Source organism: Vreelandella lionensis, from assembly GCF_044543515.1.
Taxonomy (GTDB): Bacteria; Pseudomonadota; Gammaproteobacteria; order Pseudomonadales; family Halomonadaceae; genus Vreelandella; species Vreelandella lionensis.
This window is the reverse complement of record NZ_JBITWC010000006.1, coordinates 129,657-152,943: the sequence shown is the minus strand read 5'-3', so window position 1 is coordinate 152,943 and position 23,287 is coordinate 129,657. Positions and strand designations below refer to the sequence as shown.

At 52.6% G+C, this 23,287-nt stretch carries 27 protein-coding genes and 1 other annotated feature; of the genes, 6 read left to right on the top strand and 21 right to left on the bottom strand.

Annotation, left to right across the window (positions count from 1 at the left end; genetic code table 11):
• Positions 1–106 precede the first annotated feature (106 nt).
• Positions 107–1,027 carry a glutaminase gene (locus ACIGG6_RS05565; protein ID WP_399842978.1) on the top strand — a complete coding sequence of 307 codons (921 nt, stop codon included), beginning with the start codon at positions 107–109 and terminating at the stop codon, positions 1,025–1,027.
• Here ACIGG6_RS05565 and ACIGG6_RS05560 read toward each other — a convergent pair.
• Positions 1,024–1,878, bottom strand: coding sequence for a methylated-DNA--[protein]-cysteine S-methyltransferase (locus tag ACIGG6_RS05560; RefSeq protein WP_399842976.1), 855 nt, complete (start codon positions 1,876–1,878; stop codon positions 1,024–1,026). The genes ACIGG6_RS05565 and ACIGG6_RS05560 overlap by 4 nt on opposite strands.
• Before the next feature lie 143 nt (positions 1,879–2,021).
• Positions 2,022–2,480, bottom strand: coding sequence for a hypothetical protein (locus tag ACIGG6_RS05555; RefSeq protein ID WP_399842973.1), 459 nt, complete (start codon positions 2,478–2,480; stop codon positions 2,022–2,024).
• Positions 2,481–2,683: 203 nt separating this feature from the next.
• On the opposite strand from ACIGG6_RS05555, the gene ACIGG6_RS05550 reads away from it, so the two are divergent.
• Positions 2,684–3,493 (top strand): DUF1206 domain-containing protein, encoded by an 810-nt coding sequence (locus tag ACIGG6_RS05550; protein ID WP_399842970.1) that lies wholly within the window; start codon positions 2,684–2,686, stop codon positions 3,491–3,493.
• A gap of 12 nt (positions 3,494–3,505) precedes the next feature.
• On the top strand, positions 3,506–4,108 hold the full coding sequence (locus ACIGG6_RS05545; RefSeq protein ID WP_399842967.1) for a YqaA family protein: 603 nt from the start codon (positions 3,506–3,508) through the stop codon (positions 4,106–4,108).
• A gap of 59 nt (positions 4,109–4,167) precedes the next feature.
• Here ACIGG6_RS05545 and ACIGG6_RS05540 read toward each other — a convergent pair whose 3' ends face one another.
• The 4 genes from ACIGG6_RS05540 to ACIGG6_RS05525 form a co-directional block, all read right to left on the bottom strand.
• Positions 4,168–5,283 carry an MBL fold metallo-hydrolase gene (locus ACIGG6_RS05540; RefSeq protein ID WP_399842966.1) on the bottom strand — a complete coding sequence of 372 codons (1,116 nt, stop codon included), beginning with the start codon at positions 5,281–5,283 and terminating at the stop codon, positions 4,168–4,170.
• Positions 5,284–5,374: 91 nt separating this feature from the next.
• Entirely contained in the window at positions 5,375–6,475 is a 1,101-nt protein-coding gene (locus tag ACIGG6_RS05535; protein WP_399842965.1) for an alpha/beta hydrolase, read from the bottom strand.
• A gap of 56 nt (positions 6,476–6,531) precedes the next feature.
• A complete protein-coding gene (locus ACIGG6_RS05530; RefSeq protein WP_399842964.1) occupies positions 6,532–7,056 on the bottom strand; it encodes a cyclophilin-like fold protein in 525 nt (174 codons plus the stop codon).
• Between the two features lie 25 nt (positions 7,057–7,081).
• Positions 7,082–8,323 carry an MFS transporter gene (locus ACIGG6_RS05525; protein WP_399842961.1) on the bottom strand — a complete coding sequence of 414 codons (1,242 nt, stop codon included), beginning with the start codon at positions 8,321–8,323 and terminating at the stop codon, positions 7,082–7,084.
• 155 nt (positions 8,324–8,478) lie between these two features.
• Between ACIGG6_RS05525 and ACIGG6_RS05520 the strand changes: the two genes are divergently transcribed.
• Positions 8,479–9,366, top strand: a complete 888-nt coding sequence (locus ACIGG6_RS05520) for a LysR family transcriptional regulator (RefSeq protein ID WP_399842959.1) — start codon at positions 8,479–8,481, stop codon at positions 9,364–9,366.
• A 9-nt stretch (positions 9,367–9,375) separates the two neighbouring features.
• On the opposite strand, the gene ACIGG6_RS05515 is transcribed toward ACIGG6_RS05520, so the two are convergent.
• On the bottom strand, positions 9,376–9,783 hold the full coding sequence (locus ACIGG6_RS05515; RefSeq protein ID WP_399842957.1) for a DUF4019 domain-containing protein: 408 nt from the start codon (positions 9,781–9,783) through the stop codon (positions 9,376–9,378).
• A 118-nt stretch (positions 9,784–9,901) separates the two neighbouring features.
• Entirely contained in the window at positions 9,902–10,363 is a 462-nt protein-coding gene (locus ACIGG6_RS05510) for a GNAT family N-acetyltransferase (RefSeq protein ID WP_399842954.1), read from the bottom strand.
• Between the two features lie 91 nt (positions 10,364–10,454).
• Here ACIGG6_RS05510 and ACIGG6_RS05505 point away from each other — a divergent pair, with 91 nt between their 5' ends.
• Entirely contained in the window at positions 10,455–11,210 is a 756-nt protein-coding gene (locus tag ACIGG6_RS05505; RefSeq protein ID WP_399842951.1) for a class I SAM-dependent DNA methyltransferase, read from the top strand.
• Here the strand turns inward: ACIGG6_RS05505 and ACIGG6_RS05500 are convergent.
• Together ACIGG6_RS05500 and ACIGG6_RS05495 are read right to left on the bottom strand one after the other, a co-directional pair.
• Positions 11,207–11,677 carry a DUF1456 family protein gene (locus ACIGG6_RS05500; protein ID WP_399842949.1) on the bottom strand — a complete coding sequence of 157 codons (471 nt, stop codon included), beginning with the start codon at positions 11,675–11,677 and terminating at the stop codon, positions 11,207–11,209. The genes ACIGG6_RS05505 and ACIGG6_RS05500 overlap by 4 nt on opposite strands.
• Positions 11,678–11,687: 10 nt before the next feature.
• Positions 11,688–12,110 (bottom strand): tetratricopeptide repeat protein, encoded by a 423-nt coding sequence (locus ACIGG6_RS05495; protein ID WP_305947861.1) that lies wholly within the window; start codon positions 12,108–12,110, stop codon positions 11,688–11,690.
• A 231-nt stretch (positions 12,111–12,341) separates the two neighbouring features.
• Between ACIGG6_RS05495 and ACIGG6_RS05490 the strand changes: the two genes are divergently transcribed.
• The gene (locus ACIGG6_RS05490) at positions 12,342–13,541 is read left to right on the top strand and encodes a DEAD/DEAH box helicase (protein WP_399842946.1); all 1,200 of its coding nucleotides are present in this window, start codon (positions 12,342–12,344) and stop codon (positions 13,539–13,541) included.
• A gap of 47 nt (positions 13,542–13,588) precedes the next feature.
• Here the strand turns inward: ACIGG6_RS05490 and rho are convergent, their stop codons facing one another.
• The 11 genes from rho to ACIGG6_RS05435 form a co-directional block, all read right to left on the bottom strand.
• On the bottom strand, positions 13,589–14,545 hold the full coding sequence (gene rho, locus ACIGG6_RS05485; RefSeq protein WP_399842943.1) for a transcription termination factor Rho: 957 nt from the start codon (positions 14,543–14,545) through the stop codon (positions 13,589–13,591).
• Positions 14,546–14,613: 68 nt separating this feature from the next.
• Positions 14,614–15,021 carry a VOC family protein gene (locus tag ACIGG6_RS05480; RefSeq protein ID WP_399842941.1) on the bottom strand — a complete coding sequence of 136 codons (408 nt, stop codon included), beginning with the start codon at positions 15,019–15,021 and terminating at the stop codon, positions 14,614–14,616.
• Positions 15,022–15,051: 30 nt separating this feature from the next.
• A complete protein-coding gene (locus ACIGG6_RS05475) occupies positions 15,052–15,699 on the bottom strand; it encodes a putative phage abortive infection protein (RefSeq protein ID WP_399842938.1) in 648 nt (215 codons plus the stop codon).
• A 26-nt stretch (positions 15,700–15,725) separates the two neighbouring features.
• Positions 15,726–16,142: a hypothetical protein gene (locus tag ACIGG6_RS05470; RefSeq protein WP_399842936.1), complete on the bottom strand. Its 417-nt coding sequence runs from the start codon at positions 16,140–16,142 to the stop codon at positions 15,726–15,728.
• Positions 16,143–16,245: 103 nt separating this feature from the next.
• Positions 16,246–16,968 (bottom strand): class I SAM-dependent methyltransferase, encoded by a 723-nt coding sequence (locus ACIGG6_RS05465; RefSeq protein ID WP_399842933.1) that lies wholly within the window; start codon positions 16,966–16,968, stop codon positions 16,246–16,248.
• Positions 16,958–17,596 carry a hypothetical protein gene (locus ACIGG6_RS05460; RefSeq protein WP_399842931.1) on the bottom strand — a complete coding sequence of 213 codons (639 nt, stop codon included), beginning with the start codon at positions 17,594–17,596 and terminating at the stop codon, positions 16,958–16,960. Before ACIGG6_RS05460 ends, ACIGG6_RS05465 begins: the two co-directional genes overlap by 11 nt.
• Positions 17,597–17,724: 128 nt before the next feature.
• Positions 17,725–18,681 carry a hypothetical protein gene (locus ACIGG6_RS05455; protein WP_399842929.1) on the bottom strand — a complete coding sequence of 319 codons (957 nt, stop codon included), beginning with the start codon at positions 18,679–18,681 and terminating at the stop codon, positions 17,725–17,727.
• Positions 18,682–18,971: 290 nt separating this feature from the next.
• Positions 18,972–20,188 (bottom strand): IS3 family transposase gene (locus ACIGG6_RS05450; protein ID WP_399842927.1). Its coding sequence is split into 2 segments (ribosomal slippage): positions 18,972–19,903 and positions 19,903–20,188, totalling 1,218 coding nucleotides; the frame shifts between segments, so codons are not numbered across the junction.
• Positions 19,797–19,913, bottom strand: a sequence feature (AL1L pseudoknot). Its footprint overlaps the gene before it by 117 nt.
• Before the next feature lie 427 nt (positions 20,189–20,615).
• Positions 20,616–21,227 carry a cob(I)yrinic acid a,c-diamide adenosyltransferase gene (gene cobO, locus ACIGG6_RS05445; protein ID WP_399842925.1) on the bottom strand — a complete coding sequence of 204 codons (612 nt, stop codon included), beginning with the start codon at positions 21,225–21,227 and terminating at the stop codon, positions 20,616–20,618.
• 19 nt (positions 21,228–21,246) lie between these two features.
• Positions 21,247–21,687: a YtoQ family protein gene (locus tag ACIGG6_RS05440; RefSeq protein WP_399842923.1), complete on the bottom strand. Its 441-nt coding sequence runs from the start codon at positions 21,685–21,687 to the stop codon at positions 21,247–21,249.
• Between the two features lie 251 nt (positions 21,688–21,938).
• Positions 21,939–23,246 (bottom strand): cobyrinate a,c-diamide synthase, encoded by a 1,308-nt coding sequence (locus tag ACIGG6_RS05435; RefSeq protein WP_399842920.1) that lies wholly within the window; start codon positions 23,244–23,246, stop codon positions 21,939–21,941.
• Positions 23,247–23,287 lie beyond the last annotated feature (41 nt).

Genomic DNA, 23,287 nt, shown 5'->3' with positions numbered 1-23,287 from the left:
ACTTAAATCAAGCTAAGGGTTAATGAAGGTGGGTTTCTCCACGGCAGACAGGCCCGGCAAATTCCGCTAGGGTAGCGGCTCCCGCCACCAACCGACTACGCCCGATATGCAAGAGATACTGAACGAGATAGTCGCCGAGCTTGCGCAAGAGACCGAGCGCGGCAAAGTGGCCGACTATATTCCCCAGCTTGCCCATGTAGACCCCAGCCAGTTTGCCATTAGCCTAGCCACGGTAGAGGGCGAGCGCTTTTCGGCGGGCTGCGCGACCACGCCCTTCTCGATTCAGAGTATTTCCAAGGTATTTACTTTGACTATTGCGCTGGGCAAATGGGGCGATGGGCTGTGGTCAAAAGTAGGCCGCGAGCCTTCCGGCGACCCGTTCAACTCCATCGTTCAGCTAGAGCATGAGGGCGGCAAACCGCGTAACCCGTTCATCAATGCCGGGGCCATTGCGGTGGTGGATGCCATTATGATGGGCCACGAACCCAAAGAGACCCTGGCGGAAATTTTGAGCTTTGTGCGCTACATCGCAGACGACAGCAGCATCTGTTTTGATCATCAAGTCGCCGCGTCGGAAATGGAGCACAAAGATCGCAACGCTTCGCTAGCCCACTTTATGAAAGCCTTTGGGCGGCTGCGCCACGATGTCGATAAAGTGCTCGGCACCTACTTTCACCAGTGCGCCATCGCCATGAGCAGCGAACAGTTGGCCCACGCCGGGCTGTTTCTGGCCTCCGATGGAGTCAACCGCCCCAGCAACCTGCGGGTGGTATCGCCCCAGCGGGCGCGGAGGATCAACTCGCTGATGATGCTATGCGGCCACTACGACGCCTCGGGAGAGTTCGCCTTCCGCGTGGGCCTGCCGGGCAAAAGCGGCGTGGGCGGCGGCATTTTAGCCATCGCGCCGGGGCGCGGTTCGCTGGCGGTATGGTCGCCAGGATTGGATCACTACGGCAACAGCCTGCTCGGCGCACGGGCGCTGGAGATGTTCGTGCAGCGCACCGGCTGGTCGGTGTTTGGGCACTAGCCGTGGGCGCTTTCCAACTGTTCAGCGTACTGGGCAGCTTCCCAGGCCTGCACTTTGCGTTTCACATCTAGCCCCCAGCGGTAGCCGCCTAGCGCGCCGCTTTGCTGAATCACCCGATGGCAAGGAATCCACAGCGCCACCGGGTTCGCCCCTACCGCGTTCCCCACCGCCCGCGACGATTTCGGTGCCCCAAGTAGCTGGGCAATATGCGAGTAGCTAGCCAGCTGGCCATCAGGAATCAGCAGCAGCGCGCGCCACACGTTCAGCTGAAAATTAGTGCCACGCACGTGCAACGAGAGTGCCCCAGGTACAGCATTATTCTTTGGCTCGAACAGTGCTTCAACCGCATAACGGGTGGCCTCTGGCTGGTGGTGCAACGTGCTGCGCGGCCACTCGGCGGCCAGCAGGGCAAGAATATCCGCCTCGGGTGTAGCGGCAAGAAAGCCCATCCGGCAAATGCCCCTAGGCGTGGTGGCCACCAGCACCTCGCCAAACGGCGTGAGGTGAATGCCGTAAGCAATCTCCACGCCCTCCCCTTGGCGCTTGAACTCTCCAGGCGTGACCGCCTCCAGTGTCACAAAATGATCGTAAAGCCGCGAGCCACCGCTTAGCCCCAGCGCCTGGGCGGTATCGGCCAGGCTTTGCGCCGAGGCAATCAGCTGTTTACCCCGCTCCAGCGTTAGCGCCTGTAAAAAGCGCTTCGGGCTAACGCCTGCGTAGCGGCAAAACAGCCGCTGAAAATGGAACGCGCTCAAATGCACCTGCGCCGCGATCGTGTCCAAACTGGGCTGTTGGGCTGCATTCGCCACCATAAAGGCCATGGATTTTTCGATGCGGGCATAGTCGTTCATTGCTTCTATCTCACGGGGAAAGTGACGGGATCGCGTGCATGATCATTCAAGCTTACTCAGCTAAAGCGCCAAACCCCACCCGAATCTTGCGCACTGTTCTTTCGAGCCTTCTTTCGCGCCGTCTTGCGCACTGTTCTCACACCCTACACATGGCAATAAATCACCAACAGTGGATGATCCAACTGCCGCTGTAACAGCTCCGTTTGCTGGGCGCTCACCGCTCCCGTTCTTGGGTTAATCGCCGTGAGCGAAAAACGCGAGAAGCCTTGCATAAAGGAGTAGTCGAGCTGGTTCACGCTAGCGACATTTCCACAGCACGGCAGCGTTTGTGGCGTTAGCCCAAAGCCACGTTCCAGGTCGTAATCCTGCTCCATCAGAAGATGCCATTGAGGAATCGTCAGCTCCTGCCCACACACGTGGCAGCGCACGTACTCAAAATTACTGCCGCAGTCATGAAACTGCACGTACTCAGTTACCGCCGCTTCAATCGCCTCTGCCTCCGGTATCCACTGCCATAACGCCGCTTTCGCACTGGATACCTGCTGCTCAGTGGGCAGGTAGTGGGGGGCTGCTGGAATGAAAACGATATGGTGATCACTCATCTAAGAAGATCCATAAAATGTGAAAGAAGCATAATTAACAGCCAACCAGCACCAAAATGGCACTATTAAACGGCGTTCTATACCAAAACAGCGCCCGCTCACGACCAAGCACGCTACATAGTCTACGCTGGACAATACCCCGTCACACGCACAGTATGGGCCGCCGAAAGGATCGGCACTGCCATTTACGTCAGGAGGACACCATGGCCAGTCATACCCCCAATCACCGGGACGCGGTGAAACTACTCGCACGTTTAGGCTACGCCTCGCGGGGCGTGGTTTATTTACTGGTAGGCGGCCTAGCCGCGCTGGCAGCCTTTGGCCAAGGCGGCCAAACCGAAGGCAGCCGAGGGGCGCTGGAAAGCGTATTAACTGCCCCCTTCGGCAAAATAATGCTCGGCATTATTGCCCTTGGATTAGTGGGCTATGCCATGTGGCGCACGCTGCAAGCGCTTCAAGACACCGACCACCACGGCAGCGGCCTAAAAGGGTTAGCAATTCGTGGGGGTTTGCTGGTCAGTGCCGTCACTCACACGCTGCTGGCTTTTTTTGCCGCCAAGTTAATTGTTCGTTTGGGCAGTTCCAGTGGCTCGGGCGGTGGCTCTGAAAGTGCCGCCAGTTGGCTGATGCAGCAGCCCCTAGGGCGCTGGATGGTGGCGGCAGTGGGTGCGGCATTGATTGGCGCGGGCATCGCCCATGCCATTAAAGGCTGGAAGGCAAAATTCGACCGCCACTTCTCCATGCCCGCCCACGTACAGCGTTGGGCTTACCCCGTATGTCGCTTTGGCTTGGCGGTGCGTGGCTTAGTCTTTGTGATTGTGGGCAGCTTATTTATCATAGCCGCGTACCAATACAACCCTAGCCAAGCAGGCGGCACAGCAGAAGCTTTGAACGCCTTGAGAAACCAAGCGTTCGGACAGTGGCTGCTGGCGTTTGTGGCCATCGGGTTATTCGCGTTTGGTATTTATAGCCTTCTCACTGCTGCCTACCGGCGCATTAACCCTTCCGTATAGCGGTCTCGACTCATGGCCTTTACATCAAAGCGAACCAAACAGTGGTTTGAGCGTATTAACGGCTCAAAAAACATGCTGTGGCTGCTCGCCATCCTCTCTTTTTTAGAAACCATTATTCTCCCGATTCCCATTGAGCTGGTATTGATTCCGCTCATGGCGGTGAACCGGCAGCGGATCTGGGCGATTGCCACCGCCACCACGCTGGGCTGCTTAGTGGCATCCATCGTCGGCTATGGCGTGGGCATGGTGTTGTACCAATCTGTGGGTACTTGGTTTATCGAATTTATGGGGATGGAACAGAGCTACCAAGCTTTCCAAGGCTTCTTTGACCAATACGGCTTCGCCGCCATTTTAGCGATTGGTATTTTGCCGATTCCGTTTCAGGTGGCGATGATTACTGCCGGGCTTTCCGGCTACCCTATTCTGCTTTTCGTATTGGCCGCATTGATTGCCCGTGGGCTGCGCTACTTCGGCCTTGCCTGGCTGGTTCACCGCTTTGGTCACCGAGTGGAAATCATGTGGAAACGTCATGCGCTAAAAACCAGCCTGGCACTAGGTAGCGTGGTGCTGCTGTTAGTGCTGGGGATGCAGGCGCTGGCGGGGCTTGTTGTTTAATTGTTGTTTAATACCACGGCACCGCAAATCACCTCCCCAAAACAAGGCGCTATGCGGTGTTAGCGTACTTCTTCCCACCAACGAGAAAATGACTGTTCGCGCTGATCAAGGTACATAGGCTGGCCAATGGTAGGTGTCCAAAGTGCATACTCCTGCCCTTGGCTGGCATCCGCCAGGCGCACAAAGGGGTCATCCCAAGCATGCGGAGAGAGCGAAAATCGCCCAACGTGTTTAGGCGTCATCGCCCGCGCTTGCAAGTCATTGGCGGCCTGTACCGCCTGTTCAGGGTTCATATGGATATTTGCCCACCGCGGGTCATACTGCCCAGCATCCAGTGTCACCCAGTCAAAAGGGCCGTAAGCCTGCCCCAATGCTGAAAAGTGCGGGCCATAGCCCGTATCGCCACTGAAGAATAGCCGAGTCTCTGACGATAACAGCGCAAAGCCTACCCACAATGTTTGATTGCGTTTGAACGTCCGCCCTGAATAGTGGCGCGCAGGAGTCACCACGATATCTAGCTCCGGCAGTATCTCGATACGCTCGTACCAATCCGCTTCGATCACCCGGCTCATGTCATACCCCCACCGCTCAAGGTGTGCCCCGATGCCCAATCCAGTGATCACTTGCTGAACGTTGGGTTCAAGCGCCAGCATGCTGGGGTAATCAAGATGGTCATAATGGTCGTGGGTAATCAGTAATATATCGATGGGCGGCAACTCCTCAGCGGTGTAGAGATGAGTGCCTTCAAACGCTACGTTAGTCCTTGGTACAGGTGAGGCATTGGCGCTAAATACGGGGTCGATCAGGATACGTTGGCCTGCCAGCTGCACAAAATACGAAGAGTGCCCCAGCCAAATCACTTGGTCTTCTCTGCTATCCAATGTCTTTAGATCAACTTTTTCAGTAGGCAGAGCTGCGCTGGGATGGGTGCTTTCTGAACCGTTCAGAATATTTTCCAACATCATGGAAAAGCGTGACTGGTCGGTGGTCAGCATGGGTGTTTCGATGAGGTTATGGAATTCGCGATCACGATAGTTCGGCGACGCCTGAATAGTGGCAAGCCGCTCCCCCTCGGGTTGTTGACCAAAGACCGGATGCTGCAAATACGCGACGCCACTTACCACCAGTAATACGCCCACCGCTAATACCATCAGCAATAATCGTTTAATTGTCATGTCGTTCCTGAGCAAAAAGAAAGCGCCCTCCTGGCATCATCCCAGGATAAGTGCTTAGTGATTGGCGTTAATGAACCATGAAAATAAAGTTTTACGACAGGTGTTCAGTAAAGAAGGAGGTGAGTTTATCAAAGGGAATCAAGTCGACCCTATCGTACAGGTCAACATGACCCGCACCTTCAACCCATACTAACTCTTTCGGCGCCATGGCACGTTGATAAGCATCTTCACTAAATTCTCGTGAATGTGCCTGATCACCACTAATGAACAGCATAGGACGGGGTGAGATAGTCTCAATATCGTTAAAAGGATAGAAGTTCATAAATTTAACGTTACTGGTCAGCGTGGGGTGTGTGGTCAGCTGCGGGGTACTACTGGCAGGAGTGTACTCACCGCGAGGAGTGCGGTAAAAATCATAAAACTCACGCTGAATGGGATGGGTATCGGCAGTGAGTTCATGCACGGTTCCGCTAGTATACTCAGTTGCACTGCCTTCAAATTCAGCCCAACGCTGTTGCGCTGCCGCTGCAATCAGCTCTTTGCGCTGCGCGAGGCTTTGTGAATGATTCAAAGCATGCCGGTTAGCAGCCCCCATGTCATACATACTCACGGTGGCAATGGCTTTCATACGAGGGTCAATCTTCGCTGCGCTAATCACGAAACTACCGCTGCCACACACCCCAATCGCTCCAATTCGCTCACGATCAATAGCAGCGTGTGTGCCGAGATAATCAACGGCGGCGCTAAATGCTTCCGCGTATACATCCGGCGACACAATTTGGCGTGCCTGCCCTTCACTTTCACCCCAAAAAGGAAGGTCGATGGCGAGTGTTGCAAAGCCCTGCTCAGCCATCTTGGTCGCGTATAAGTTAGCACTTTGCTCTTTTACTGCGCCCATTGGGTGCCCCACCACAATGGCGGGCAGCCTGGAAGAGGCATCAGCATGGATAGGCAAGAACAAATTACCCGCCACATTGAGACGGTACAGGCTAGGAAACGCCACTTTCTGCATCGTTACCAGATCGCTGGTGTAGAAATTGTTGGCCCCATTAGACATATCTTGCGCTCCTACAAAGGGTGAATAAAGACTGGATGCCATACCCAGTGCAGCCACACCAGCCCCCATATACTGAAGGAACTGACGACGGTCGATTTCAATCCGTGCGGCGCTTGCAGGTTCATGCTCATTCATAGTGACAACCTCTTAGTGAAGTACTTGGAGCTACCGTAGCGTGAGTGGCAGCTACGTCAGTGATGCTGCTGTTGCATGGAAAAAGTGATCGACACACGCCCCTCTCCTAGAGCGTCAGTAAGGCCCGAGGTATCCACGACTTTTCCCAGAGGGGTGTAAGAATAGGAGGAGTTAAATGTTGAATAGAAAACGACCAGCGTATCGGTGCCATACAGCATTACATCGCCGTTATTAATCACGCCCGGGCGAACTGAATCCGTTGGCAGAGGCTTTGGCAACTGGGCATATTTTTCATTACGGTGTAAATCAGACATAGCCAGCGTTAACGGCAGCTGTTCCATCAAAGCGCTGGCAGTGGGGGTATCGTTTAGCTGGATATCAAAGTGACGGCCATTAATGTTCATTCGCATATAGGGCTCATTTATACTTAGCGATGTATTTAGAGATAAATCTACAGAGTGGGCCCTAGCGCGCTCAGAGTTCCTTTCAGCGACACTTTCAGAAGAAAGTTCTTCCGCATGGCTCACACTGATGAAAAGCGTCAGCACAAGCAGCCATCCACATCGTTTAAATACGCTCATAACGACCTCCTGCTTATCCAACGGGCTAATAAACGCTCGCAGCCGTTTCACGAGCAGTACGCCACGCTAATAACGCGGATATTAATAACAGTGCCGCACTTCCCAAGAAGACACTTTGAAAACCACGAGCATCTAACAGCAATCCACCCGCCGTGGAGCCAAGCGCAATCGACAGCTGAATGACAGCCACCATCAAGCCACCACCCGCTTCCGCATTTTCTGGGAATGTTTTAGGTACCCATGCCCACCAGCCAACGGGGGCGGCGGTAGCCACTAATCCCCAAGCGCCCAGTAAAGCCATGGCAACGGCTGCTTGGTCTCCAAAGAGGATGAGGCATATCGCAATGACCGACATCACCACAGGTATACCCATCAGCGTTTGATAAAAGCCTCTTTTGAGAATGGCATTAATAAAAACAGTACCTACAACGCCAGCCACCCCGATCACCAAAAGAGCAAAAGGAAGTGCCGAAATGCCCACCTGTGCAACAACTTCTAGAAACGGCCGAACATACGTAAACAGCGTAAACTGCCCCATAAAAAAGCAGCCGACAGCAAGCATGCCCATCAGCACGACACGCTTTTTTAGTAACTTAAAGACGTTTAATGCGCTACCCATCCCACCAGCACGCTTTTCCACAGGCATAGAAGGCAAGCTTATCCATTGCCAAATAAAGGTAATAATGGCGATAGGAACCAAACAGAAGAAAGCACCGCGCCAACCCACCAAGGCCCCTAAATACGCCCCCAGTGGCGCAGCGACCACCATCGCTAACGCATTACCGCCATTAAAAATGGCTAAGGCGCGGGGTACCCGGTGCAAAGGGACTAATCGCATCGCAATGGCAGCGGACATAGACCAAAAGCCACCCACCACCACGCCAATCAGCGCGCGACCCACCATGTAAGTAAAGTAGTTAGGGGCCATCGCCACAATGGCGCCCGATACACCCATCGTGGCGGTTAAACCTAATAACAACGTTTTGCGATTCAAGCTTCCCGCTAACACGGAAATAAATAGGCTGGTGAAAACAGCAAACGCCCCTGAGATAGCAATACCCTGCCCCGCTAATCCCTCACTGATGCGCAAGTTGTCAGCAATAGGTGTGAGCAAGCTAACAGGCATGAATTCTGAAGCGATAAGCGAGAACACGCACAGCGTCATCGCGAATACACCGCTCCAATAAGCAGGGCTGCTGCCCTCATTCACCCTGCTGATGGTGGTTGGCAAGCGTTCGTCGTCACTGGCTAATAAGTCCTGTTGCACATCCGCCTCCATCAGCGTGTGGTTTTGCGCATAAACGCCTACAAAGCCACTTCATTGGCTAAGGTTTGGATTTTCACAGGACGATAAGGGGTTGACTAGCTAATCAATTCTTATTGAAGATATAAGAATAGCTAATCAATAAGCGGGGCATAAAAATGGCAAAGCGCAACTTCAATGACTTACAAGCATTTGTGATGGTTGCACGAGAAGGCAGCTTCACCCGGGCTGCCACGCGTCTCGGCGTCACTCAATCCGCGCTTAGCCAAACGATTCGTAACCTAGAAAATCAGCTCGATATTCGCCTTTTAGCCCGTACCACCCGCAGTGTCACACCAACGCAAGCGGGAGAACGGTTACTGGCAAGCGTGGGGCAGCATTTCGATGACATCGAAGCTGAATTAAGCTTGCTCACAGAGTTTCGTGATAAACCCGTGGGAACAGTACGGATTACTTGCGGAGATCACGTGTTAAGAAACGTGTTACTTCCAAAACTGACACCGCTGTTGCGGCAGTACCCTGATATTCACATGGAGTTTGACGTGAACTATGGGTTTCGCGACATAGTAGCCGACCGCTTTGACGCGGGAGTGCGCCTAGGCGACACCATAGATAAAGATATGATTGCCGTACCGATCAGCACTGAGCTTCGTATGGCAGCGGTAGCCTCACCGGCCTATTTTAAACGCAACTCACGCCCCCAAAGCCCCCACCACCTCATCCACCATAACTGTATTAATCAGCGTTTCCCCTCTAGCGGAGGGCTTTACGTGTGGGAATTCGAGCACCAGGGGCAAGAGCTGAACGTGCGCGTAGAGGGGCAGCTGGTGCTAAACACATCTACAGCCATCGTGGATGCTGCCGTGCAAGGGTTAGGTATTGCCTTCTTACCTGAAGACGAATTTTCCCCTCATCTTCAAGAAGGCCGTTTAGAACGCGTACTCGAAGAGTGGTGTGAGCCCTTCGCCGGTTACTATCTTTATTATCCCAGCAGACGCCAGCCCACTACGGCCTTTTCCATGGTGCTGAATGCACTGCGCATATAGCGACGCGGGTTACTGCACGTAATATCCACTCACCCGCCACGTGCCCTCTTCCAGATGTGGCGTTACTACTTCAACCAAGCGCTGGTTGTTCGTGAACTGAGTTTGAAAAGTGAACTCTTTGTAGTCGTTACGGGGGGCACCCGGCATCGAGGTGTACTGCGACATACGGATACGCCGCCGCGACTCGACGCTGCCTAAATCATTGCGGGCCAGCGTCACCACCCGCTGCAGCATGGTGGGGGAAAGCGGTGTTTTCAGCAGCGGCGACGACTTCTCCCACGCCTGTTCGTACTCACCTTGATCAATCGCCTCTAACCATGCCAGCGCGGCTGCTTCAGCCGCCTCGTTGGATGCCTGCGCGTGAGAGGCCAACGCCAGAAGCATAGCGGAGAGAAATAGGGCAAGGGGTTTTGGCATAGCAGCCTCGTGTGGCAATCATAAAAAACGTGCGACTTAAGTAGTTATCGGACCATCGCAGACTTTCTTTAATGACATTAGCCCTAAAGCGCTAGCCGAACTGTGAAAGAGTGCAAATTCACTCAGTCAGCCGCCGCGTCATAAAACAGCTATTCGGATCTAGTTGATAACTACCAAACGGCCCGCAGTACTCAAACCCGAACTTGGCGTATAACCGCCGGGCAGGCTCGAAAAAGGCCATCGACCCCGTTTCTAAGCTCACCGTGTGATAACCCCGCGAGCGCGCTTCCTCCAACAGATGTGCTAATAGCTGAGCGGCGACGCCCTGCTGGCGTGAGGCTTTCGTGGTGCGCATGGATTTCAGCTCCGCTTGACCGTTGCCCAGCGCCTTCAACGCCGCACAACCTAACAGCACGCCGTCCCGCCGAGCGCAGTAGAAGGTAATCTCTGGCGCTTTGAGCGCCGCCACATCAAGGGCATGAATACTTTCAGGTGGCGATGTGGCGTGCATATCGGCCATATGCTCTTCAAGCAGCGTTATTACGTCTTGCTCTTCCAATGTCTCAACGCGTATTTGCATACGTGGCTCCCCTGCCTTCGCTTCTCAAACCCCAACCGCTCGTTTACTATGCGCCACCCAATTTATTTCAGCCCCCCACCATTAGGCCACTATGTCCGTCAACGCACTCTACACCGACCTTTCTGGCTACTACGATTTGATGTGCGTCGACATCGACTACCAGGCCCAAAGCAACGCCATTCGTCGCTTGCACCAAATTTTTGGCAACGCAGGCAAACGCCATCTGGACTTAGCCTGCGGCACCGGCCCTCACGTGCGTTATTTTCTGGATGCTGGCTACACCAGCAGCGGATTGGATATTAACCAACCGATGCTGGATATCGCCGCCCAACGCTGCCCAGAGGCGCACTTCTCACTGCAGGATATGAGCAGCTTTGAGGTGGACGAACCGCTGGATCTCATCACCTGCTTTCTTTACTCCATCCACTACAGCGATGGTCTAGAGAAGCTAAGCGCCTGCATTGCCAGCGCCCACCGCGCCTTAAGCGAGGGCGGCGTGCTCTGCTTTAACGGGGTGGATAAGCAGCGCATTAATAACGATCTGTTCGTTAAGCACACGACTAAACAGGCAGACGCCACGTTTAGCTTTCGCTCGGGCTGGCACTATAGCGGGCAAGGGGCGCGGCAGTCGTTACGGCTAAGCATTGAAAAAACAGAGGCAGGCGCAACGCAGGTGTGGAACGACGAGCACCCCATGGTGGCGGTCAGCTTTAGCGAGCTTATCGCCCTGCTGGAGCCTACCTTCGAGGTGCACGTGTTTGAGCATGATTACCAGACCATCACGCCCTGGGATAACGTCTCAGGCAATGCGATCTTCGTGTGTGTAAAGCGCGAGGGCCTCGCTTAGCCTTTATCGTTCGGGCGCAGCTGAAGCTGAACACCCATCAGGAAATTGCGCAGCATTTGGTCTTTACACTCACGGTAGTTCTTATGGCTCGGCTTGCGGAAAAACGCGCTGAGCTCATGATGGCTTAGCGGCAGCCCCACCTGCTCAAACACTTCTAATACATCGTCGGCCTTCATGTTCAGCGCAATGCGCAGCTTCTGAAACACCATGTTGTTGTTCAGCTGCGATTCTGGCGCAGGCTGCGGGCCTTCACGCTTGCCGCGCTTAAAGCTGATAAAACCGTTCAAGAACGCGGCCAGCTCGCGGTTCTTCATCGTGACGAAGGCGTCGTCTTCGTCTTTCTTCAGCCACGCGGTGACCTGCGACTGGGTAACGGGCACTTCTGCCAGCGCGAAGATATCCACGATGGTGTTGTCTTTTAAATCAAAGGTGTAGCGAATACGGCGAAAAATATCGTTATTGGTCAAAATCAGGTTCCTAACCGGTAGTTAATGTTGCCAGCAGCTCATCAATTTCTGCTTTGAGTTCGTTATCTTCAATAGTGTGGGCACTGGCCTGGGCCTGCTGCAAGCGTTCAATCGCCGCCTGGTTGTCGCCCAGCTCCACTTGCAGCGCTGCCATGGAAAAACCAATCGAGGCAATGTGGTCGTTCGACTGCTTCGCCACCGCCTTATCCAGCGCTTTTTGGTAGATCGGCAGCGCGTCTTCTAGCTCTTCTGTGAAGTCGGCCAGGGTTTCCCACTGCTCCGGGTGGTCTTTCTCGGTGTTCTCGTGCTCGGTGCAGATCGCCTGCAGCTCGGCATAAAGCGCTTCAAAGGTGGCGCGGTCATCTTTGGCAGCGGCCTTCATCAGCTTTTCGGCGAGTTCGTACACCGCCTTGTAAATTTTGGTGTTAATCATGGACCACTACCCCTATTGCTCAGAAACAGATGACGCAAAACAGACTCATAACAAACCCGGCAAGCGTGAGCTTCTGGGTGAATGGAGGGATTATACCTTGTGGGGATGGGGGTACGGTGGAAAGGTTGGATGGAAATAAACGCGTATTCGAGCAACGAACGGTTGATTTTACGCTATGCTGCACCACTTTTTATTTTCGACACCCCTTACGACACTCTGTCAGAGCTTCTCATGCCCTTTGCAAAACTAGGCTTATCCAGCCCTCTCGTACAGGCGATTACCGAACTCGGTTACAAAACGCCAACGCCCATCCAAGAACAAGCGATTCCTGCCATTCTGTCGGGCAAAGACTTAATCGCCACTGCACAAACCGGCACGGGCAAAACCGCGGCCTTTGTGCTGCCGCTGCTGGAACAGTTCAGTAAAGCCGCAGAACCGCTGCGCGGTAAACGCATCCGTGCGCTGATCCTTGTGCCCACCCGCGAGCTGGCGGTTCAGGTGGAAGCCAGCGTGGCGCAATACGCCAAGCATACCCCGCTCACCTCGATGGCCGCGTATGGTGGAGTGGATACCGCGCCGCAAAAAGAGCGCTTGATCGAAGGGGTGGATATTCTGGTCGCCACACCGGGCAGGCTGCTGGATTTGGCGCATCAGCGCGCGCTGCACTTTGATGAACTGCAAGTCATGGTGCTGGACGAAGCAGACAGAATGGTCGATATGGGCTTTGTCGATGATATCCATAAAATCATCGTGCGCCTGCCGGAGAACCGACAGAACCTGCTGTTCACGGCCACCATGACCAACGACGTGCGCGCCATCGCCCACGCGTTTTCAGACAGCAAAATGACCGACATGGCGGCGAACATCTCCATTACGCCCAACGTCCGCGCCGCCGCCACCATCAAACAGTGGCTGATCACGGTCGACAAAGACACCAAGTCCGCCCTGTTGAGCCACTTGATCAACGAGCAAGCGTGGGATCAGGCACTGATTTTTGTCGAGAAAAAGCACAGCGCGGCCAAGCTAGTGGCTCAGCTGGAAAAGCGCGGCATTCAAGCGGATTCCATCCATGGCGGCAGAAGCCAAGCCATGCGTGAAAAAGTGTTGGATCAGTTCAAATCGGGCGAACTGAAGTACCTGGTAGCTACAGGCGTCGCCGCGCGGGGGTTGGATATTGGCGAACTCAGCCGTGTGGTGAATTACGATTTACCCTTCCAGCCGGAAGAGTACATCCACCGCATTGGCCGCACCGGCCGAGCGGGTGCGTCCGGTGAAGCCATCTCGCTGGTCGATATCAGCGACTTTAAAAATCTGTGTGCGATTGAAAGGCGCTTGAAAAACACGATTGAGCGCAAAGAAGTAGAAGGCTTCCCGGTCAAAAAAGCCGTGCCCGCGTCTAACTTGAACCACGTTAAAAAAAGCAGCCGTTAAGCGTTCACCAAGAAGCTCACCTCTGAAGTCATGGGTGAGCTTCACCTCTACTCAGCGGGCGAAAAAGCATTCAACAGCTCGGCATTCGTGGGGTATTTCTCCAACAGCGCAAACAGCTTCTGCGCGCCTTCTATGGGCTTAAGCGGTGTTAACGCTCTGCGCAGTGTCCTTACTTTTTCAATATCTTTCCCATCAATTAATAGCTCCTCTCGGCGGGTACTGCTTTTCGCAATATCAATCGCCGGGAAAATCCGTTGATTCGCCAGGTCCCGTGATAGCACCAGCTCCATATTGCCCGTGCCCTTAAACTCCTCGAAGATCACCTGATCCATACGGCTTCCCGTATCCACCAGCACGGTGGCCAGAATGGTGAGCGAGCCGCCGTTTTCGATTTTTCGCGCCGCGCCAAACAGTTTGCGGGGGATTTCCATCGCCCGGGCATCCAACCCACCCGACATGGTACGCCCATTACCCCGCTGCTCGGCATTGTGAACCCGCGAAAGCCTGGTGAGTGAATCGATCACGATCATCACATCGTGCCCCTCGCCTGCCTGCTTACGCGCCGTATCCAGCAGTTGATCGGCCATCCGCACATGGTGCGCGTAGCTTTCATCGGACGATGAGGCATGCACCTCTGCCGAGACGCTGCGCTTAAAGTCGGTGACTTCTTCTGGGCGCTCATCAATCAGCAAGGCATACAGTTTTATCTCCGGGTAAGCCTCTGCCACGGCTTGGCAGATATGCTTTAACAGCGTCGTTTTGCCAGAACCGGGCGGCGCCACAATCAACCCCCGCTGCCCCATGCCGATGGGCGTAATCAAATCCATCGCCCGCACGGTGCGCGGCTGATCACTCGGCGATAAATACAAGCGTGGGGAAGGATGAATGGCGGTGCCGTTTAGGAAGCGTGTTATGGGGTCGGTGGTGGTTGGGTCTTCGACTTCGTTGGTGGGTTTGGGCTCTGTTGGTCTTTTCGTTTTGAGGCTTAGGGTTTTGCGGGTCATGGTAGGGTGGATTGCCTTTTAAATTTGGGTGTTAGCTACTTGCCACTTTCGCCACCGGCAAAGCTAGCTTACGTAGCGGCATATTCATTGATCTGATTGATAAAGCCCGCCTCGTCCCTGATACCGACCCTGTTGCCATCTGGATCTGTGAGGTTGATGGTTCTGCCCCAAGGGTTTTCAATGATGGTCGCTTGAATGCCCCAAGCATGGACCTGCGCGAGTGCCACCTCTAGGTCATCCACGTTGAATCTTAACTTGAAGCTGCTTTCTTCGGGTGTTTTTTCGCCCTGCTTTGCTCTCCCGCCCTGCTCTACCATCAAGTAACCATCACCGTTCTTCAAGCACGTGAGCTTAAAACCATCTTCGTCACGTTCGAAAAGCAGCGGTAAACCAAAAAGGGCACGGTAGAAAGCCACACATTCGGTGTAATTTTCGGTGTTAAGTATGATGCCGTAGCGGGCTGTTGTTACTTGCATGAACGCTCCTTCAATTAAATTGCATAACGCTCAATCAGCCGATTCGTCAGCAGTCGGCTGCATTGATTTGTTAGGGCTAAGATTATAGGGAACGCCCCCATTAGTACCAAAAGCCCCACCATAGTATTTCTTCAAACTAACACCTATATTCTTCTTCTCTTTATATTGCAAAAGCATGTCCTCACTAGCCATCGCTATTTTAGAACCAGCAAGTGAATAGCCATTTTTACGCTTTTGTATTGGTAGGTGCTCTAACATCTGAAACTCTACTAGAAGATTTTTAAATTGCCCTGAATCTGACACACCATCTAGACAATTAACAAAAAGCAATGCGAGCTCTTTTGTAGAAAGCTGCGCTCTCAGAATACTTGAGTATTTTCTTTTTTCTTCGTAGGTCAATTTATTTTCTTCGTAGCCATCAATAATTTTTAGAGCTTGGTATAGATTCCTAAAATAGCGGCCTAATATGTGATTGTGATGCCTCTGAATATTTTTATAGCGCTCTAGAGCATCTTCCGGTGTTTTAGCCTCAATTGATAAGAATGCCAGAATCTCTTCAAATACAGCTCGCCCTTCAACCTTGGATTTTTTAGATGATGCGCTCACACCTAATTGCGAGTTTATAAAAGATGCAGCAACTCCTTTAAGGGCTTTTTCAGCCTCACTCCTATAACTCAATTCTTCTAAATCAACCTTTAGATTATCTACAATTTTATGGTGCAGATCGAGAATGTTAAAAAAGTCGTTTCGATAGCTTGTGTACTAAGAGCATCAGCAGTCTTTTCATATTCGTGACGGGCCAAACGCAGCTCTTGTCGTTGAATCACGATGGTGGCGATTAGGCCAAACAACGTGAAGAAAGTTAGTATTGGATTTAGGGCTCCACCTAAAAAATCTCCGAAAACTCCACCTCGTTCAGTGAACGATATCAAAGCCAGATTAATTAGCAATAGTAACCCGGCACTTAATACTGCAAACGAGAGAACTTTAAACAAAACCTTATTAAGACTTAGGCTTCTTTTATTTTCATCGGATTCGGTGAACATAGCTTCAAAATCAGGATATTTTTGATCTAGATAGCTATTCAACCTGTAAAATTTTCTTTTTAAACAGCCTTTCATTGTTTATTCCATCATTCGAGAATTTCTCAGGCTTAAGCACTAACCCCCGCATTTGCGGCTGGTTTGGAGCGCAGCGGAAAACCAGTCCGACAACATGGGCTTGTTAGAGCTTTCTACAGATAAACACACAGTATCGTGGTGACTCCCATTTGGCTCCATATTTTAATTGTATGTCTTCTTCCGGATAGGTTTCGTCAAATCCATCAATAGCGAAACCAGTTTCGACCAGTTTATTGATGTACTCTGATAACGGTCTGTGATGGTACGGCACTCCACTAATTTTATTTTTTGAATCTTTAGTGATTGCAAATGACACGGTCTTGGACATTGGGGTCTTGGACATTGGGGTCATATAATTATATTCATCTCCGAAAAACCCCTTATATTCATTATAAAAGCAGGGGTGAGGGATTGAAAAAATAAAATGACTGTTGGCTTTCAGGTGCTGCCCGACTAATTCAAAAAATTCATTAAGGTCATCAACAATGTGTGCAACAAGATGGGAGAAAGCAACCTCATAAAGCTGGCTTTTCTCTAAGTTGAATGAAGTACAGTTCAACAATCTAACATCGGTTAAAGACAAGACGTCTTTTGCGACCCCATACATTCCGGTAGAAAGTTCTATTGCTGTAACAGAAAACCCTAATTCAGATAGCTCTTTAGAAATATGGCCAGTTCCAGCGCCTACTTCTAGAACATTGCTAGGTGAGAGGCTCTTAATTTGACTAACTAAAAGCGGCTTAAAAACCTCGTTGAATGTTAAGTCTGCTCCTGACTCAATTTGCTCTCGACGTATTTGCGCCGAATTACACCACCTATGGGGCATTAGCCAACTCCTTGGATTTTCTAATTATGTCCTTCGCCATTGCAATTATTTGGGGGCCTGAATTGTTGTCAAAAATTGTAATCTCGTGGTCAGGATGAACTCCACGAGCAATGGCGAGCTTTTCAGCGCCGCTGCGATCTCCATTCACTAATGTAAATCTAGCTTCAGGAGATACATTCTCTTTTGTGACAATAAAAGATGCGCCATTCAGCTTTTCTCTAAGTACCTCTGGAACTTCATTTGGAGTAATAATTTCAACATGAGTGCCTTTTTCAATTTTTGATTGAAGAATTAATATAAGCTTATCGTTAGCTGAAAGCCATGACACTCGGTTACTCACAACAGTTGCACTAGTGCCCGTAGAAATAAAACTTTCCATAAACTTAAGAGTGTCTTTTGGCTCTTTATCAGTTTGTGTATCTGGAAGATACTTCAGTCCTTTTTTTGCAAGCATTAGGATCACCGCGACCACCTCTACAATCACAGAGCCTATTAGCCACTCCAAATGTGGGAGTTCTTTCGCTTCCGAAAAAAACCAAGCGTAGCCAATACCTACTAACGTCATTGCAGCAGTTAGACCAGTAATACATAGAAAAAGGTAAAGTGTATGTTTTACAAGATTTTGCATTTAATTCCTTTAATGATGCTGATATTCAGGACTGCGTGAGCTCTAACGCCCGGCTCACGCGCCGGTTTGGAGCCGTGAAGCGGCGGAAAATCGGTCGCTGTGCAGCCGATTGTTAGAGCACCTCAGGCTCATACACCCAATCTTTTTCGTCCAGCTCGTATGAGATCTTGGTGCGCCTTCACGATTTCTTCGGCAGTTTCATGCAGGCTATTAACAACATCAAAAAATCGTTTTGGATTTTCTAGTTCCCATTCAGGAGGAACTGTTTGCCTATCCGGATTATTAGCAGGAAACGTGTTGACTGCAATTTGACCCAAGTAATCTCCAATGAGCTGGTGCAACTTTGATCGGAGACTTTCCAGCTCATTACTCAAGAATTCATGCTCTGCGTCATCCCACTCATGATAGAACTTTTCAAGTTGCTCAAGGTTTTTTCTCGGCCATGAAAACCCAGCCATATTCTGCTCATCTATAAAACTTATGCTGCCCTTCGATGGCAATGTAGATTTAAATACTTCGAATAAATCTTTGTCGGCATCAGTTGGCCTCTCCACGTGTTCAGGTTTGACGGGAGCCGCGTTCATTGGTCCGTGATTCTCAAAGATACTTTTTAACGCACCGACTAATATTTTTCTGAGTGAATTCCGTACTGGCGCCTTCTCTTCTGCATCCTTAGAGACGCTGTAAGTCAGTACTCTCCTAGATCGGAGGTCAAATGGCAGGAGCTCTGGCTTTCCATATTCGGTATTCATAACCAATATGACCCTGTTCCAACCAAGCACTTTCACCGCGTATCCGAGTTCGATTAAAACATTAGGATTGGGAGAAGGCTTCTTCGCCTTTGAGTCGAGAATCGAAACATCACACACGAATGCTGATGATTGATCAATTTTGGAGAAAATAGATTGACTGATGTCTGGAGAGCCCGAAAGACCCAGAGTGTCTCTATCAATAGCAGGCTCTACCTCGATTGATTCGTCGCTCTTAACTTCTTCAATCGCACTCTTAAGCGCTGCGGATATCAGGTTTCGATTTGTATTTCCTGGACTGTCTGATTGCCAGGAATAGAATACCTTCTCGGTCATAGGAATCCCTTAGTTCTAATAGTGATTATGCAGCATTCCACATAACACAATTGAACAGGCCAGCAAATTTACTGATGTTACATAGCCACTCTAACCCTCATAAATCACTGTTTTAATTAAACTATTTCTGTTGTATGGCGACATATCCAAAATTCGCGTGCCCGCTGCTTATTACAATTTAATCATACTCTATTCATAAATTTAGCTTAGGTCACGCAGAATTTTTGGGAGAAATGTGTTGGGTTAAGGTGTGAACCGCCCCGGTTATTCCGGAGACCGGTTTGTTTGAGTCAGGCAGCTTCACCCGACTCCTCCAATTGACGATAATACGTCCTTTCTCGTTCTGCTGGTGGAACGTTTCCTATGGGTTCCAGCAGTCGGCGATTGTTAAACCAGTCAACCCACTCCAGCGTGGCATACTCAACGGCATCTCGCCCTTTCCATGGTCCGCGATGGTGAATCACCTCCGTTTTGAATAAGCCGATGATGGTCTCGGCCAGCGCATTGTCGTAGGAGTCACCGGTGGTGCCGACTGAGGCATTGATACCCTCGTCAGCCATACGCTCGGTGTAGCGGATCGAGAGATATTGGCTTCCTCTATCACTATGGTGGATTAACCCTTGCCTGTGCTTTCGTGCCCACAGGGCTTGCTCCAGAGCGTCCAGTACCAATCCCGTTTTCATCGACGTCGCTACACGCCAACCCACGATACAGCGTGCATAAACATCGATAACGAACGCAACGTAAACGAAGCCAGACCAGGTAGCGACATAGGTAAAATCGGCCACCCAAAGCTGATTAGGACGCATAGCCGTAAAGTCACGTTTCACTAAATCAGGTGCCCGTTTCTGGCCGGGATCACTGAGGGTCGTGAAGGGGCGTTGGCCTCGCACCACGCCGCGAATTCCTAGGCGGCGCATGAGCCGTTCTACAGTGCAACGAGCAACATTAACGCCTTCACGGCGGAGTTGCCGCCAGACCTTACGGGCACCGTAGACGCAGAAGTTTTCTTCCCACACGCGCTGAATCTCAGCGGTAAGAAACGCATCCTGTCGATACCGGTCTGCCCACCGTTCAGGATCAGCTTCAAGTGCCTTGTGGTGGTAATACGTCGATGGGGCGATTGGCAGCTGACTACAAATCGACTCGACCCCGAACTGAGCACGATGCTCGTCGATAAATGACACCATCAATTGGGTTTGCGGTCGGGCTCCGCCTGGGCGAAAAAAGCAGCCGCCTTACGGAGAATTTCATTGGCACGCTTCAATTCGGTGTTTTCACGCTCTAGCTGCTTGAGCCGTTCATGTTCAGACAGGTTAACCGAGCTGTTTTCCTGCGTGAGTTCTGTGCGTTTGCACCAGGCTCTCAAAGTCTCTGGTGTACAGCCGAACTTGCTGGCAATGGAGCAGATCGCCGCCCACTTGGACGGGTATTCGCCTTGCTGTTCAAGGACTAATCGAACAGCTCGCTCCCGGACTTCTGGGGAATATCGTTTTGGTGAGTTCATAACTCCATCCTCTCAAGATATGGAGTCTCCGGTAAAGCCGGGGCGGTTCAGTGTGGGGGACGGCGAATGCTTAGCTTAACTTGAGCTGGGTGCTTGGCCGTGGCTCAGGGGATGGGCGGCTAGTCGCCGCCTTCGCGGGTGCCTTCTTCGCTCGTTGCTCTCGCTCAGCGTTACGCCGCGCTACGGGATTGGGCTATGTGGCTTTATCATCGCGAGCTGAAGCTCCTCCCACAGGTGGTCACATTTAGTTTTGAGGGAATGTTGAACTTTGTGACTTGATCGTCGCGAGCTGAAGCTCCCTCCCACAATTTCAGGCTGCCACCAGCCATAGGCATAGGCATAGGCATAGGCATAGGCATAACGCAGGGTAATGAGGGTTCGATCATTTCCCCCTCACCATTCACCAATTACGCTTCTCCCCTTCCCCTTAAAGCTCTATCCCTTTCTGAGCTTTAATGCCTTGGTCTTTAAAAGCGTGTTTGACCACTTTCATTTCGGTGACGGTGTCGGCGAGGTCGATGAGTGGTTGAGGGGCGTAGCGGCCGGTGACGATGGCGTGTTGCATATCGGGGCGGGCTTGTAAGTCGTCGAGGACTTGGTCTAGGTCGAGGTACTCGTAGCGTAGGGCGATGTTGAGTTCGTCGAGCAGTACCATGTGGTAGCTGTTGTCTTGGAGCATGCGCTTGGCTTGTTCCCAGGCGGCGTTGGCGGCGGCGACGTCGCGTTCGCGGTCTTGGGTGTCCCAGGTGTAGCCTTCGCCCATTACGTGGTAGTCCACGTTGGGTAGGTTGCGGAAGAAGGCTTCTTCGCCGGTGCTGAACGCGCCCTTGATGAACTGCACCACGCCGACCTTCATGCCGTGGCCAAGGGCGCGGGCGAGCATGCCAAAACCGGAGCTGCTTTTGCCTTTGCCGGGGCCGGTGAGCACTAGCAAGATGCCCTGCTCTTTATCGGCGCGGGCAATGCGCTCGTTCATGATTTTTTGCTTGGCCGCCATGCGCTGGGCATGGCGTTCCGGGGTTTTGGCATTTTCGCGCATGGGGTCTCCTTGGGGTGTTTTATGCTTTCAGCACGTAGCGCAGGGTTTCCACGACCTGATCGGTGGTGGTGCACCAGGCTTGCGCTTGGGCGTCGACTTCTTTCAGCGGATGAACAATCTCTTCGCTGTGCAGGGTGATGTAGGGCTTGGCGAGTGCCGCGCAGTAGCCTGCGTCAAAGGCGGCGTTCCACTGTTTGTACTTATCGCCAAAGCGCACCACCACTAAATCCGCCTGCTCAATCATCGTGCGGGTGCGGATGGCGTTCACTTTGGAAGACTGGTGGTCGCGCCAGAAGCCGTTGTCCGGTTTGCCCAGGTGGTCGCCTGCCGCATCGGAAGCGTCGTGGTCGGTCACGGGGGCGGTGAAAACGACATCCAGGCCTGCCGATTCTGCGCCGCGCTGGATCTCTTCACGCCAGTCAGTGTGAATCTCGCCGGAAAGGTATACGTAAAAGCTCATGGTAGCTCCTTTAGGGTTGGGGAGTGTCTCGCCGCTCTATGATAGCCCACTGCTGCTTTATGGAAAAACCTTCCATATTTTTAGGCCGGTCGCTGCGCTTTCCCCTATCAATAACTACGCTAGGCTCTGTCTGAAAAGTCGGCGAGCGAAGGTCAGACAAGGCAAAAATCGGCGAAAAGACGGAGTTTACATGTTGTAAATGAGTACTTTGAGCCGATTTTTAACGCCGTATGGCCGAGCGCAGCCAGTTTTCAGACAGAGCCTATCGCTTGGCCGGTGAAGATATCCGCCACCAGTTTAGGCGCTGAAGGGAAGTAGCCATGGAAGTAGCTGGCTACCAAGGTACCATCACGATAAATCGGTTCGGCTTCGCTACCGGCCAGTTTGCGGGTGCGGGCCAGCGGTTGCATGGAGGTTTCCAGCAGCGAGTGGTGGTAGGTGTGGCCGCGCAGTTCGCCGCTTTGGGTGTGCAGGCTTTGTAGGCCTAGCGCTGTCAGCTTACCGGCCATTTTGGCGGTGCCGGGCAGTAGCCCAAGCATGGCGTGGGCGCTGCCTTCGCCATCGACTAATTGCTCGACACAGCTCATGAGCCCGCCGCACTCGGCCAGTATCGGTTTGCCTGCGCGGTGGTGAGCGCTGATCGCCTCTAGCATGGGCTGGTTGGCGCTGAAGCGGGCGGCGTGAAGTTCTGGGTAGCCGCCGGGCAGCCAGAGGGCATCGCATTCTGGCAGTGCAGAATCGTTGAGCGGTGAGAAGAAGTGCAGCGTCGCGCCCATCTCTTCTAATACATCGAGATTGGCGCGGTAGATAAACGCAAAGGCGTCGTCTTTGGCGATGGCGATACGCACGCCGCGCAAATAGCCCGGTGTGGGCGTGGGGGCGTCAGCGCTTAGCGTTACTTCTTTGGGCAAGCGGCCTAGCCCGGCGTTTTCTAACACCTTGGCGGCGGCATCTAGCTGGGCATCCAGGCCACTCAGCTCGCTGGCTTGCACAAGGCCTAAGTGGCGGTCGGGGATTTTCATCGCGTCGTTACGGGGAATTGCCCCCAGCAGCGTAATGCCTTCCGGCATGCTCTCATTCAGCAGCTTGCCGTGGCCGGGGCTGCCGATGCGATTGGCGATCACTTCGTGAATGGCGAGGTCGGGGTGGTAGTTGGCCAGGCCTTGAGCCACCGCGCCAAAGGTTTGTGCCATGCCCCAGGCATCGATCACCGGCAGCGCGGGGATGCCCGCTAGAATGGCTAAGTCCGCGCTGGACGGTGAGCCATCGAATAGGCCCATAGAGCCTTCCACCAAAATCACGTCGGCTTCTTGGGCGGCTTTGGCTAAGCGCCAGCGGCACTCGTGCTCCCCGGTCATCCAGGGATGAAGCTGGTACACCGGCTGGCCGGAAGCGACCTCTTGCACCATGGGGTCTAGGTAGTCGGGGCCGTGTTTGAATACCCGCACGGTGCGCCCGGCGTTACGGTGCAGCCGCGCCAGCGCCGCCGTGACCATGGATTTGCCCTGGCCGGAACCGGGCGCGCTGATGAGCGCTGCGTGTGCTTTTCCCTGGAACATAACGATCCTGTTTATCGGTTAATGGTGATTCCATGTCCATG